Origin of the sequence: Brevundimonas sp., assembly GCF_046295075.1 — a bacterium.
GTDB lineage: Bacteria > Pseudomonadota > Alphaproteobacteria > Caulobacterales > Caulobacteraceae > Brevundimonas.
The window spans coordinates 143763-157852 of sequence record NZ_JBKBOC010000001.1 but is presented as its reverse complement, the minus strand read 5'-3'; the positions used below and the strand labels follow the sequence as shown (position 1 = coordinate 157852).

Here is a 14090-nt window from a genome sequence, read left to right as displayed (position 1 = left end):
TTTCTTCGATAATCGTCGGCTGCGACGCTTAGGCGATGGCGGCGAAGCTGCGATCTTCTTCGATGGGACGCAAGGGCGTAATCAGATTGCCCAGCGGCGCCTCGGCGAAGGGGCGACGGGCCAGCAGGTCGCCGTAGACATCCAGGTAGCGGCGCGCCATGGCGGTGGCCGAGAACCGCAGGTCGAAACGTGCGCGGACCGTCTGGCGGTCCAGCAGATGGGCGCGGCCGGCGGCGGCGATCGCCTGTTCCATCGTGTCCACCAGGAAGCCGGTGGCGCCGTTCTCTATGATCTCGGGCGTCGAGCCGCAGCGGAAGGCGACGACCGGCGTGCCGCAGGCCATGGCCTCGATCATCACCAGGCCGAAGGGCTCGGGCCAGTCGATGGGGAAGAGCAGGGCGTCGGCGCCGCCGAGGAAGGCGGACTTCTGGTGGTCGCCGATCTCGCCGATGAATTCGATCAGGGGATTGCCCTCGACCATCGGGCGAATGGTCTCTTCCCAATAGCGTTTGTCGGCGGCGTCCACCTTGGCGGCCATCTTCAGGCGCTTGCCCAGCTTCGTGGCGATTTCGATGGCGCGGTCGGGGCGTTTCTCGGGCGAAATCCGGCCCAGGAAGGCCAGGTAGCCCTCGGACTTGGGTGAGAACAGATACTGTTCGCTCGGCATGCCGTGATGGACGGTCGCCTTCCAGTTGGCGAAATGAAGGGGCTTGCGCTGGTCGTTCGAGATGGAGACCAGGCCGAACTCGCTCCAGCGGGCATAGACGCCGGGCAGGTCCTTCATGTCGAGGCGACCGTGCAGGGTCGTGATCGTCTTGTCCGCATACTGCCGGAACAGCGGGAAATGGATCATGTCGGTGTGGAAGTGGATCACGTCGAACTCGTCGGCGCGGTCCATCACCTCGCCCAGCATGGACAGGTGGGCGGCGAGGTCGGATTTGAGCGGGGCGGGATCCAGGCGGATGGCCTGGTCGCGGACGGGCACCAGGCGGGCCTTGGTCTGGGCGTCGGCGCTGGCGAACAGGGTGACATCATGGCCCAGATCGACCAGGGCGTCGGTCAGATGCGCGACGACGCGTTCAGTGCCGCCGTAAAGCTTCGGAGGAACAGCCTCGTAAAGCGGGGTGACCTGCGCGATCTTCATGATGTTGTGCTCCGACCCCGCACCGGCGGGGGCCGTGGACAACAATGGTCTCGCAACTGCGAAGTTCCATCGCGGCTTGCGAATTTTCACATAGGTTTCGGTGGGTTACAGCGAAGCTGACCCGGCGTTCGTGTGCGAAATCGTACGTATCGGCCGCGCGTTGCCGGCTAAGTGCTTGATGTGGCTGATGCGACGTGGGGTCGCATCAGCTTACATCGCGGCGCGAACCTCGGAGCGCAGGGCGTCTATGGATTTCAGGCCCTGGTCCGTCTTGAAGCGCCAGTAGGTCCAGCCGTTGCAGGCGGGGGCGTTTTCCAACAGGGCGCCCAGTTTGTGAATCGACCCGCTGAGCGAGCCGGAGACCAGCGAACCGTCGGCGCGGACGCGGGCCTCGCGCTCGCCCTTGGGGCAGTACAGACGATCGCCGGCGTTCAGCAGGCCGGCCTCGACCAGGGCGCCGAAAGGAACCTTGGGCTCGGCGCGCTTGGAGCCGGTGACGATCAGGTCCTCGGGGCGGGCGGGGATGACCGAGGCGATGCGGGTCTCGGCGACGTCGGCATAGGTCTCGTCACGCTCGATGCCGATGTAGTGGCGGCCCAGGCGTTTGGCGGCGGCGCCGGTCGTGCCGGTGCCGAAGAAGGGATCCAGAATCACGTCGCCGGGGCGCGTCGCCGACAGCAGGACGCGGTGCAGCAGGGCTTCCGGCTTTTGCGTCGGATGGGCCTTCTTGCCGTCGGCGTCCTTGATCCGCTCTTCACCCGTGCACAGGGCGAAGGTCCAGTCGGACCGCATCTGGGTGTCTTCGTTGAAGGCCTTCATCGCATCGTAGTTGAAGGTATAGCGCTTCTGATCGCGGCTCTTGGCGGCCCAGATCAGGGTTTCGTGGGCATTGGTGAACCGGGTGCCCTTGAAGTTCGGCATCGGGTTGGACTTGCGCCAGATGATGTCGTTCAGCACCCAAAAACCCAGGTCCTGGATCGCCGAACCCAGTCGGAAGACATTGTGGTAGCTGCCGATCACCCAGATCGAACCCTCCGGCTTCAGCACGCGGCGGCATTCCGCCAGCCAGGCGCGGGTGAAGGCGTCGTAGGCGGCGAAACTGTCGAACTTGTCCCAGTCGTCGTCCACGGCGTCGACCTTGGAATTGTCGGGACGCAGCAGGTCGCCGCCCAGCTGAAGATTATAGGGGGGGTCGGCGAAGACCATGTCCACCGAGGCGTCGGGCAGGCTCTTCAGCACTTCGATGCAATCGCCACGGTGAATGACGTCCTTGGCGAGGACAGGGGTCTTCAGATCGGACATGGAACGCGGCCCCGCAACAATGAGACCGCCATGGTGAATCCTTGTGGTTAAGGTCGGGTAACCGGCTGCGAAGGGTGATGCAAAACGCATCGCGTCTGTCTATGACGCTTTGATGATCGCACGCCTTCGCCCCGTTCCATTCGACCTCGGTCCCGTCCATTTCGTCGGCATAGGCGGCATCGGCATGAGCGGCATCGCCGAGATCATGTTGAAGATCGGCTATTCGGTTCAGGGCTCGGACGCCAAGGCCAGCGCCAATACTGAACGTCTGGAGCAGCTCGGCGCCCGAATCTTCATCGGTCACGACGCCGCCCATGTGGGCGAAGGGGTCTCGGCCGTGGTCTATTCGACGGCGGTCAAGGCCGAGAACCCCGAGATGAAGACGGCGCGCGAGCGTCGCATCCCTCTGGTTCGCCGGGCCGAGATGCTGGCTGAACTGATGCGGCTGCAATTCTCGATCGCGGTCGGCGGCACCCACGGCAAGACGACGACGACCTCGATGGTCGCGGCCCTGCTGGATGCGGCGGGCCTGGATCCGACGGTGGTCAACGGCGGCATCATCAACGCCTATGGCACCAACGCCAAGGTCGGTGACGGCGACTGGATCGTGGTCGAGGCGGACGAGAGCGACGGCAGCTTCCTGCGCCTCAAATCGACGGTCGCCATCGTGACCAACATCGATCCCGAGCACCTGGATCACTACGGCGACTTCGACGGGGTGCGGAAGGCGTTCGTCGATTTCGTCGAGAACATCCCCTTCTATGGTTTCGCAGCCGTCTGCCTGGATCACCCCGAGGTGCAGCGGCTGGTCGCCGCCATCGATAACCGACGCCTAGTGACCTATGGCGTCAATCCGCAGGCGATGGTGCGCGCGGAGAATATCGACATGGGCGCGGACGGCTGCCGGTTCGACGTGGTCTTCCACGGGGCGGGCGCGGACGCCGACGAGACGCGGATCGACGGCCTGTATCTGCCCATGGCCGGGGGGCACAACATCGCCAACGCCTTGGCCGCCATCGCCGTGGCGCGCGAGTTGAACGTGGCCGACGAGGCGATCAGGACCGGCCTGGCCGGCTTCGGCGGCGTCAAACGCCGCTTCACCACCACCGGCGTCGTCAATGGCGTGCGGATCGTGGACGATTACGGCCACCACCCTGTCGAGATCGCCGCCGTTCTGAAGGCCGCGCGCCAGGTGGTGCAGAACGCCGAGGGCGACGGCCGCGTCATCGCCGTGGTCCAGCCGCACCGCTACACCCGCCTTCGCGACCTGATGGAAGAGTTCTCGACCTGCTTCTCGGACGCCGATGCGGTGATCGTGGCGGACGTCTATGCGGCGGGCGAGGCGCCGTTGGACGGGGTGGACAAGCATGCGCTGGTCGAAGGGATCCGTCGTTTCGGCCATCGCTCGGTCCAGGCGCTGGATGGCGTGGAAGCTCTGCCGGGCGTGATCGCGGGTGAGGCCAAGGCGGGCGATCTGGTCGTCCTGCTGGGCGCCGGCGACATCACGACCTGGGCCTACGCCCTCCCGGGACAGTTGGAGGCGTTGAACGGCTGACGGCCCTCGCCTCAGAGATAGGCGAGGATCATGTTGCCCGCGATGAAGGCCAGAAAGCCAGCCATCACAAAGGCGGTGGCGAAGGAGGACAGCCACTCCTGTCGACCGCGGATGCCGAGCACCTCCTGTTCACTCCGGCCTCCGGCGGCAAGCCGTTTCCGGTCCGTCTCGAACAATGGGATGAGGCAGGCGAAACATAGCGCCATCGGCAAGAAGACGATGACCAGTTGAACCAGGCTGGAAAAAGACGCCCGACCTGCGCTGAACCGCCAAAGGAATGAGGTCAGTGCTTCCTGATGGCCCAAGGGAGCGTAGGCGGCGATCAACGAGCTCATTCCGATCAGATACAAGAGAGCGTAGACGGCGATCTGGCGCGCCCCCCACTTGATTGATGGAGGCGGCTGGGTGGGCTCTGAACCAAAGCCTGGCATCTCTTCGCCGAGCAGGAATTCGCCAGCCGCCTGCTTGCGCCGGATGTGCCAGAACCATCGATAGGTCGCGGCGTGCAGGATGGGCAGGCCGATTACGGCGACGAACCCGACCAGAATCAGGTTCAAGACTTCCTCGGCGGTGATGGCGATCGCAGTGTAGGTGTTTACGGCGTAGACGAGCCCGATCCAGCCCATCAGCATGACCGCCGTCACAACCATGGAGAGGGCGAGAATCTTGACCACTTGAACGGGTTTCATGACGCGACCCTAGGCGATGCAGGACGGGGCAGGCCAGCGGCCTTGTTCGTCTATGCTTTGACTTCGGCGGCGGCGCCTTTATCGGACATCGCATGACCATGAGTGACGATCTTCCTTCCGTGCGCGGCAAGCTGCTGCATGGCGAACCGCTTGGCCCTTACACCTGGTTCCGGGTGGGCGGCGCGGCCGAGGCCTTGTTCATCCCGGCGGACGCCGACGATCTGGCGGATTTCCTGAAGGCGCTTGATCCGGTTGTGCCCGTGACCGTGCTGGGCGTCGGTTCGAACGTCATCGTGCGCGACGGCGGGGTCGAGGGGGTGGTGATCCGTCTGGCCGGCCGTCCGTGGGCGCAGATCATGACGGACGGCGATACGATCACGGCCGGCGCAGGTGCGCTGGACTCCATGGTCGCCAAGGCCTCGGCCAAGGCGGGCCTCGCCGGGCTGGAATTCTATGCCGGCATCCCGGGAACCATCGGCGGCGCCCTGACCATGAACGCCGGTTGCTACGGTTCGGAGACCAAGGACGTGCTGGTCTCGGCCTGGGGTCTGACCCGCAAGGGCGAGCGGGTCGACTATGTCCTGGCGGACTTCGGCTACACCTATCGCCATAGCCAAGCCCCGACCGACATCATCTGGATCGAGGCGACCTATCGCGGCGCGCCCGACGCGCCCGAGGCCGTCGCCGCCCGGATCAACGACATCACCAGCCGCCGCGAGACCACCCAGCCGATCCGGGAGAAGACGGGGGGCTCGACTTTCAAGAACCCGCCCGGCCATTCGTCATGGAAGCTGGTGGACGAGGCCGGCTGGCGCGGCAAGCTGCACGTCGAGACAGGCGGCGGCGCCATGTTCAGCGACCTGCACTCCAACTTCATGATCAACCCTGGCGAGGCGACCGCCGCCGACATCGAAGGCCTGGGCGAGGCGGTGCGCGCCGATGTCCTGACCAAGACCGGCGTTCAGCTGGAGTGGGAGATCAAGCGGATCGGCCGACGCTGATCTCTAGTTGCGCGGGAGGGGCTCGCGCGTTACGGGGAAATTTCTCGGGGGAGAAATCAGATGAAGCGTATCGCAGCCGTCGTGGGTCTTGTGGCCTTGGTCGCAGAACCGGCCCAGGCTCAACTCGTGACTAGGGCGGCGGTCGGGCCTGCCGTTCCGGATGTCGAGAACCGTATCGACCTGACGCGGTCCAGCGCCGGCTATACCTACTTCAACCGCGCCGGGGCTGATCTGGCTCAGCACGATGCGGCCGTGAGCGCGTGCATGGTCGAGGCCTCGCGCATGCGTCAGCCCGACGATAATGGCGCGGCCGGTGCGGCGGCGGCCGGCGGATTGCTGGGCGCGCTGGTCGTCGGCGTCATGCAGGGCGCGATGAACGGCATGCATGAACGCAGAGGCGTCGCCGCCAATGTCGAGAACTGCATGGTGGTGAACGGCTGGCGCGTCGTTCGTTTGGACGAGACGGAAGGCAAGGCTCTGGACGCGCTGGAGCAGGCGGAACTTCACGCCGCCCTGGCCGAACACGTCGGGGCCGCACAGCCGAAGGGCGAGGTCATCCGGGTGTATGACAATGACGCCGTGCGCGGCGAGACGGTGCTGATCGGCCGTTCAGGCGATCTGGACAAGGTGTCCCTGAGCCTGCAGGCCCAGCCTCCGGAAGGCGCGACGCCGCCGCCCGGCCGAAAGGGGCCGCAGGCGCCGCGCACCGCTCGCCCGCCGCGCGCTCTCAAGGCCGAAGAGGTCGCGGTGACGGCTGGAGACGCTCTGATCACCGTGCGGCTGACCGGCATGGCCGAACAAGGCGGTCGGACGCTGTTCTTCACGCGCCAGGGGCCCGCGCCCGATATCCAGCCCTGGGAGCAGGACGGTCGTCCTGCGCTGTTCGCCGTCGCCTTGCCGACGCGCGGCGCTGTGCGCGGCGATCGCACGCGGGCCATGACCCAGACCTTCTCCGTGCCGCCCGGTCGCTGGCGGCTGAGCGCGGTCAATGTCGGCCAGTACATCACCCATTTCTGCCTGGGGAACTCAGGGTTCGAGGTTCGCGACGGCGAGGCGGTCTATACCGGAGCGTTCGACCTGTCGGGCGAGCAGTTGCGACCGGACATGACCGTCCGCGACGATCTGCTGGCGCCGGCATCGCCGGCCGCAGTGGCGGGTGTGCGCCATCGTGCGGCGCAATGGTCCTACGGCGACAAGGAACAGTGCCAGGGCGCGTATCTTTACGCTTTGGACCTGACGCCTCAAACCGAGAAGGCTGTCGAGGCGGCTGCGCCTGAAGTCACGGGTGCGGACACGCCGGTCGTCGTGGTGGAAACGACAGCCTCATCAACACTTCAGTGATGTCTTGAGGGTTTGGTTGACGGGCTGTTAACGACCTGCGCGGCATCCAGACGGTTCTGGAGCCGCCCATGACCCGCCCCTTCGCATCTCTTCATGTCGCCGTCCTGATGGGCGGGCTTTCCGCAGAGCGGGAGGTGTCGCTGTCGTCGGGCGAGCAGTGCGCGCAGGCGCTGGAGCGGCAGGGCGTGCGCGTCAGTCGCGTGGACGCCGGGCGCGACCTGGCCAATGTGCTGTCCGGCCTGATCAAGCCCGATGTGGTGCTGAACTGCCTGCACGGCGCCTGGGGCGAGGACGGCTGCGTTCAGGGCGTGCTGGAGACGCTGAAGATTCCCTATACCCACTCGGGCGTGCTGGCCTCGGCCCTGGCGATGGACAAGGAGAAGTCCAAGGCCGTGCTGCGGGCGGCGGGCATCAAGGTGCCCGGCGGCGGTCTGTATGATCGCCACGAGGTCGCCAGCCGTCACGTCATCGCCCCGCCCTACATCATCAAGCCGAACGCCGAAGGCTCGTCCGTCGGGGTCTTCCTGGTGCCCGAAGGGGCCAATGGTCCGCAGGCCGAGGTCGGCTATCCGGAGTGGACCTATGGCGAGCAGGTCATGGTCGAACCCTATATCGCCGGCAAGGAACTGGCCGTCGCGGTGATCGGCGAGGCGACGGGGCCGCGCGCCCTGACGGTGACCGATATCACCCCGACCAAGGGTTTCTACGACTACGAGGCCAAATATGCGCCGGGCGGTTCGGTGCATGTCCTGCCCGCCGTCCTGCCTGCCGCTGTGTTCGAAAAGGCCCTGCGTCAGGCCGAGGCCGCGCACGTCGCCATGGGATGCCGGGGCGTGTCCCGATCCGACTTCCGTTATGATGATGTTAAGGACGATCTGGTCCTGTTGGAGGTCAATACTCAGCCCGGCATGACCCCGACCTCGCTCGCGCCCGAGCAGGCGGCCCATACCGGAATGAGCTACGATGATCTGGTTCGTTGGATGGTGGAGGACGCCTCATGCCCGCGGTAGTTCGCGGCGGTCGGCGACAGAGTTCTAATCAGGCTCCCCAACGCGGCGCGGCTCCCAAAGTGGGAGGGCGGTCGCGTGGCGGGGCCAAGAACGCGTCCGCCATTCCCGGCAAGATGGCCGCCATCGGCCGTGTCGATATTTCACCCCGCACCGCCGTGATCGCCCTGGGCGCCGGCGCGCTGCTGCTGGTCGGCGTTCTGGCGACGGGGGCGCGCGCCGAGCGGATCGGCGCCTCGGTCTCGCATGGGGTCGACAATCTGACGGCGGGCATGGGCCTGACGCTGAAGCGGGTGCACATCACCGGCGCATCGCCCGAGGCCGAGCCGGCGATCCAGCAGGCGCTGGGTCTTTATTCCGGCCAGCCGATCACCAGCCTGGATCTGGACGCCATTCGCACGCGGGTTCAGGGCGTGGGCTGGGTCAAAGAGGCGCGTGTGGTGCGCCTGTTGCCCGACACCCTGATCGTCGAGGTCAAGGAGCATGACCGCCTCGCCGTCTGGCAGGAAGCCGGTCAGATCAAGGTCATCGACGCGCGCGGTCAGGTCATCGACGGGGCCGATGCGCGCCGCTACCCGACTTTGCCCCTGGTCGTGGGCAAGGGCGCCGATGTGGCGGCGGGCGAGATCCTGCCGCTGCTGGCCCAGCGTCCACGCCTGATGGGGATGGTGGACGCCCTGGTCCGTGTGGACGAGCGCCGCTGGGACCTGCGTCTGAAGGACGGCAGCCTGATCCAACTGCCCGCCACCGAACAGGAGGCGGCTCTGATCCGCCTCGATGCGCTGGACCAGCGCGAACGCCTGCTCGACCTGGGCTTCGCCCGTGTCGATCTCAGAACCCCGGACGAGGTCGCGGTGCGACCTGCCGGCGACGCCTAGGAACGCCAAGATCATGACCAAGCAACGCGGAGCGGCGAACGATCAGGGTCGGGGCATGGATCCTCGCGCCGGTCGCGCGCCCGTGATCGCGGCGTTGGACATCGGCCAGTCCAAGGTCTCGTGCTTCATCATGAAGCCCGACGGCGTGCGCCACGCCGACCGCACCATCCGCGTCGCCGGCGCCAGCCACGTCCAGTCCAAGGGTGTAAAGGGCGGGGCGATCATCAATATGGACGAGGCCGCCCAGGCCATCGGCCACGCCGTCGAACGCGCCGAGCGTGCGGCCCAGAGCCCGGTCTCCGGCGTCGTCGTGACGACCGCCATCGGCCAGATGGCCAGCCACCGGGTCCAGGCCCGGGTCTCACTCGGCGCTAATCCGGTCGGGGACGCCGATCTGGCGCGCGCCATCGGCATGGCCCTGGCCCAGATTCGCCTGCCCAACCGCCGCCCGATCCACGTCCTGCCCATCGCCTGGTCAGTGGACGGGGCGCGCGGCGTGCATGATCCGCGTTCGATGCGCGGTGGTTCGCTGGGACTGGACCTGCTGGTCGTCTCCATGGCCGAGAACGTCTTCACCACCCTGAGCCACTGCCTGGAACTGGCGCATCTGGACCTTCAGGGCGTGGCCGCCGCGCCTGTCGTGTCGTCGCTGGCCGCGCTGGAAGAGGACGAGATGGACCTGGGCGCTGTCTGTATCGACATGGGCGGCGGCTCGACCAGCGCCGCCGTGTGGGGCGGGCGGTCATTGCTGCATATCGAAAGCCTGAATGTCGGCGGCGACCACGTCACCTCGGACATCGCGCGAGGCCTGTCGACCTCCAAGGCGGGCGCCGAGCGGCTGAAGACCCTGCACGGCTCGGCCATGGCCAGCGCCAACGAAGACCGCGAAATGCTGGAGGCCCCGCCACGCGGCGAGGACGCTTCCGCCGGCCCGGTCATCGTCCCGCGCGCCATGCTGAAGACCGTCATCGCCCCGCGCGTCGAGGAAACCCTCGAACTGCTGCGCGACCGACTGAAAAACGCCGGCGTCGGTCTTGAGCCGGGCGCGGGCCTGGTCCTGACCGGCGGCGCCAGCCAGTTGAACGGGGTGCGCGAACTTGCCGTGCGCGTCTTCGACCGCCCCGTCCGCCTCGGAAAACCCCAACGAGCGCCACATTTGGCCGACGCCGCCTCCGGCCCCGCCTTCTGCGCCACGGCCGGCGTCCTGCTCCGCGCCGCCTATGGCCCGCGCGAAGCGGTGTCGGCCCGCAAGCTGATGGCGCGCCAGATCACGGCGGCGGATGCGCCCCGCATTCACCGCGGGAATGTGGTGGGGCGGGTAGCCGGGTGGCTGCGCGACAACCTTTAGGTTGCTGTGTTCAAAATCCTGCGCTGAATTGGAAAGATCTTTTCTCTCTTTGTAAATGTGTGCAGTAAAATTGCAGCTTAAATCATTTTTTTAGTTGAAATATCTCAATAAAGTTATCGGTCATGTGACCGAAGTGTGTCCTTCCTGTAACATTGGTAGCGTAGGATTGCCCAGTTTGGGTCACAATGGTTGCCCCGCCGTCACATTCGGCTAGACCACATTCAGGAGAGACGGGTTATCGACTCGTCTTGGGTTTGAATTTTGTGGGGCCAATTTGAAATGATGTTAATGCGCAAATATCTGTTCGGCACGACCGTGCTGGCAGGCCTGATCGCCGCAACCGCACCGGCGATTGCCCAAGACCAACCGGTCGGCCAATCAACCGATGCTGCAACGGTTGAAGAGATCGTCGTCACCGGTTCGCGCATTCGTCGCGACCCCACCACCTCGCCCACGCCCATCATCACGGTCTCGCAGGAGCAACTGCTGAGCACCGGGCAGACTTCGGTCATCAACTATCTTGCCAATATCCCGGCCCTGTCCAGTTCGCAGATTCCGTCGGATACGACGGGCAGCGGTCTGAACGATGGTGGTTTGTCGTTCGCCAACCTGCGTGCTCTGGGCTCCAATCGCACGCTGACCCTGGTCAACGGTCGTCGCCACGTCGGGTCCAGCGCTGGGTCGCTTTCGGTTGACGTCGACACCATTCCTCGTCTGCTGATCCAGAACATTGAGATCGTGACCGGTGGTGCGTCTTCGGTCTATGGCGCAGATGCCGTGTCCGGTGTCGTCAACTTCATCACGCGCGATGATTTCGAAGGTCTGGAAATCGACGCCAACTACGGCCAGATCAACTCCGACGGCAAAACCAACCAACGCATCTCGGCTCTGCTCGGTCAGAACTTCTTTGACGATCGCCTGAATGTTTACATTCACGGCGAGTATGAAGACATCGAAGAGGTCAAGCCTCTCGACCTGCGTTGGCTGCGCCGTGCGCCTACTCTGGTTTCGGTTGACGCCGATCCGACGAACGTTGCAAACGGTCCGAACTTTGATGGTGTGGCGGACACGCAGCTGTTCTCCGGCTTGACGCGAATCGACCGTCCGCGGTGGGGCCAGACTACCCTGGCCAACGGTCAGGGCGGCACGCCGCTCAGCAATCCGCTGATCCCGAACGCGCCCTGCACCACCTACACCAGCACCAACTGCTACGGTGTGAACCCGGGTAAGACCTTCTGGTACGACGGGACCAGCGCCCGCTTCGCCAACTTCGGTCAACGTGTCGGCAATGTCGGTGTGAACCGCCCGCTGAACATCGGTGGCGACGGCGAAAACCCTGCGCTGTTTTCGACGGAGTCCGCTCAGCCTCGCTCGCAATCGGCTCGCTTCCAGACCGGCGCCAAGTTCGACATCACGTCGAACATCACGGCCTATGCTGAAGCCAAATACGTCAAGGAAGACACGTTCGACGTTTCGCAACCGTCCTTCTTCGACATCAACCTGGTCAACTCGTACTCCGCCGACGAAACCAACCTCATTCAAACGACCTCGCAGTTCGACCTGCGCTGGGACGACAACGCCTTCCTGCCTCAAAACGTGAAGGACGCCATCCGGACCAACATGGTCCAGAACTACTCGGCGCCGACGCGCGACAACCCGGGCGTTCCCACGACGATGTCGTTGCGCCAGTTCGCCCGTCACTCGATGTTCGGTCCGCAGCGGACGCAAGACAACACGCGTGAAATCCAGCGCTATGTCGCCGGCATCCGTGGGTCGTTCGACAAGGTTTCCTTCGTCAAGAACGTCGATTTCGACATCGGCTACACCTACGGCAAGCTTGAGAACGTCAACGTCGAAGCCGGTCTCGACATTCTGCGCTTCAACCTCGCCGCAGACGCCGTGGTTGACACTGCAGGCATCGTCTCCGGCCGTGCGGGTCAAATCGTCTGCCGGGCCCAACTGCTGCAGGCACGGGGCACTCCGCGCACTGCGTACGATGCACAAGGAAACCTGATCACTGCGGGCATCATGGATCAGGCCATTACCGGCAACGATCTTCGCGACACGGCTTACGGTCAGGCCTCGATCAACGAATGCCAACCGTTGAACGTCTTCGGCAACGGCAACCAAAGCGCTGAAGCCTTGGAGTATATTGGCGCATCGGTCTCCGTGCGCGAGACCAATGAACAAGAGCAAGGCCTGGCGACTGTTTCCGGTCAACTGTGGGACTTCTGGGGCGCCGGTCCGATCGGTATCTCGATGGGCTACGAGCACCGTCGCGAGTATACGCAAGGTATTGGTCGTGACGGCGATACCGCAGGTCGTCTGCTGTTCCTGAACACCAGCCCGGACCAGCCAGGCGCGGAGTACAAGAGCGACGAAGTGTTCGGTGAACTGTCGCTGCCTCTGATCCGGGACTCGTTCCTGGGTGAGTATGCGGAACTGAGCGGCTCCTACCGTTATGCCGATTACACCACGGTTGGAAACCTGGACGTCTTCGGCGTCAATCTGGTCTACCGCCCGGTTCGCGATATCACGTTCAAGGCCAGCTACAACAAGTCGGCGCGCGTGCCGGATCTGTCGGAAAACTTCGATCCGCTGGGTCAGACCTTCATCAACTTTACCGACCCCTGCCAGACTTCGGTCATCAACGGTGCGTTCACGGCAACCTATACCGCCGAGAACAAGGCGAACCGCATCGCCAACTGCACGGCCTTGGCCGCAGCTAAGGGGCTGACCTACGACTTCGGCAGCACCACCGCGACGCCGGAAGACGATTACACTCCTGACTACAGCGGCGGCGGCACCGCAGGCGTTTCTGGCGGCAACCCGTTCCTGCAGCCGGAAGAATCCGACTCCTTCACCTTCTCGGTCGTGTATCAGCCGCGGTTCATTCCGAACTTCACGCTGGCGCTGGACTATTTCGAGATCGAGATTGAGCAGGTTATCTCGGCTGTCTCGGCTCAGACCGCTGTGAACAACTGCGTTAATGGCGTTGGCCTGAATGCCTCGGCTTGCGGCACGATCTTCCGCAATGTCGCACCAGTGGCTGCCCCGACGACCGTCCAAGACCGTTCGCAAGCCTTCAAGATCGGCGCCCCTCTGGGTGATCCGTTCGGCGGCTTCATCCAAGGCTCGATCAACTACGCCGCCTTGACGACTCGCGGCCTGGACTTCGACGCACGCTATCGCTTCGATTTCGACGAGATGATGGGACGGAACTGGGGGCGTCTGGACTATTCGATGGCCGGAACCTGGCTGATCGAGCAGCAGGAGTTCCTCGACTCGACCAACCCTGCGAACTTCGTCGAATACGCTGGCCGCGCTGTCGTTGGTGGTTCCTATCCTCGGGTCCGGTTCTCGTCCTCGCTGACCTACACGCCTAACGACACGTGGAGCGTCAACTGGACCGCTGACTGGCAGTCTTCGCAGAACATCGTGTTCCCGCGTGACTTCATCAACAACGCCGACAGCCGTTCGCAAGACTACCTGGCCACAGGCAACTTCGTGCGCAACGACTTCACGGTCCTGTGGAATGTGAGAGACGATCTCACCGTGCGGGCCGGTGTGGTCAATGCGTTCGACGCCGAACAGGCGCCTTGGTTGGGCACCACGCTCTACAGCAACTTTGATCCCTACGGCCGTCGCTTCTTCGTCGGTCTGAACTTCCGTCCCTGGTAAGTTCTAATCTGAACAAGACGGTAAGGGCGGCCCGCGAGGGCCGCCCTTTTTCTTTGAGCGACAGAAAACTGCGGCCAAGCTCGCAGTTTGTGCTGTTCCGGAGTCCGACTCACATTATCGCCGTAACCTTCTCTTAACCTTCAT

10 protein-coding genes are annotated in these 14090 nt (G+C 64.5%); 7 read left to right on the top strand and 3 right to left on the bottom strand.

The window, feature by feature from the left end; translation table 11 throughout:
* Positions 1 to 28: 28 nt before the first annotated feature.
* Entirely contained in the window at positions 29 to 1144 is a 1116-nt protein-coding gene (locus tag ACK4MH_RS00835) for a glycosyltransferase family 4 protein (RefSeq protein WP_409713351.1), read from the bottom strand.
* Between the two features lie 210 nt (positions 1145 to 1354).
* A complete protein-coding gene (locus ACK4MH_RS00830) occupies positions 1355 to 2446 on the bottom strand; it encodes a site-specific DNA-methyltransferase (protein WP_409713348.1) in 1092 nt (363 codons plus the stop codon).
* A gap of 112 nt (positions 2447 to 2558) precedes the next feature.
* Here ACK4MH_RS00830 and murC point away from each other — a divergent pair, with 112 nt between their 5' ends.
* Positions 2559 to 4001 (top strand): UDP-N-acetylmuramate--L-alanine ligase, encoded by a 1443-nt coding sequence (gene murC, locus ACK4MH_RS00825; RefSeq protein ID WP_409713345.1) that lies wholly within the window; start codon positions 2559 to 2561, stop codon positions 3999 to 4001.
* 11 nt (positions 4002 to 4012) lie between these two features.
* Here murC and ACK4MH_RS00820 read toward each other — a convergent pair whose 3' ends face one another.
* Positions 4013 to 4690 carry a hypothetical protein gene (locus ACK4MH_RS00820; protein WP_409713342.1) on the bottom strand — a complete coding sequence of 226 codons (678 nt, stop codon included), beginning with the start codon at positions 4688 to 4690 and terminating at the stop codon, positions 4013 to 4015.
* A gap of 92 nt (positions 4691 to 4782) precedes the next feature.
* Here ACK4MH_RS00820 and murB point away from each other — a divergent pair, with 92 nt between their 5' ends.
* The 6 genes from murB to ACK4MH_RS00790 all read left to right on the top strand — a co-directional run bounded on the left by murB (position 4783) and on the right by ACK4MH_RS00790 (position 13946).
* Positions 4783 to 5691 (top strand): UDP-N-acetylmuramate dehydrogenase, encoded by a 909-nt coding sequence (murB, locus tag ACK4MH_RS00815; RefSeq protein ID WP_409713340.1) that lies wholly within the window; start codon positions 4783 to 4785, stop codon positions 5689 to 5691.
* Between the two features lie 60 nt (positions 5692 to 5751).
* On the top strand, positions 5752 to 7032 hold the full coding sequence (locus ACK4MH_RS00810; protein WP_409713337.1) for a hypothetical protein: 1281 nt from the start codon (positions 5752 to 5754) through the stop codon (positions 7030 to 7032).
* A 68-nt stretch (positions 7033 to 7100) separates the two neighbouring features.
* Positions 7101 to 8042: a D-alanine--D-alanine ligase gene (locus tag ACK4MH_RS00805; RefSeq protein ID WP_409713334.1), complete on the top strand. Its 942-nt coding sequence runs from the start codon at positions 7101 to 7103 to the stop codon at positions 8040 to 8042.
* Positions 8030 to 8917 (top strand): cell division protein FtsQ/DivIB, encoded by an 888-nt coding sequence (locus ACK4MH_RS00800; protein WP_409713331.1) that lies wholly within the window; start codon positions 8030 to 8032, stop codon positions 8915 to 8917. The genes ACK4MH_RS00805 and ACK4MH_RS00800 overlap by 13 nt, the downstream gene beginning before the upstream one ends.
* Before the next feature lie 13 nt (positions 8918 to 8930).
* Positions 8931 to 10265 carry a cell division protein FtsA gene (gene ftsA / locus ACK4MH_RS00795; RefSeq protein WP_236547504.1) on the top strand — a complete coding sequence of 445 codons (1335 nt, stop codon included), beginning with the start codon at positions 8931 to 8933 and terminating at the stop codon, positions 10263 to 10265.
* A gap of 288 nt (positions 10266 to 10553) precedes the next feature.
* Positions 10554 to 13946 (top strand): TonB-dependent receptor domain-containing protein, encoded by a 3393-nt coding sequence (locus tag ACK4MH_RS00790; RefSeq protein ID WP_409713328.1) that lies wholly within the window; start codon positions 10554 to 10556, stop codon positions 13944 to 13946.
* Positions 13947 to 14090: the final 144 nt, after the last annotated feature.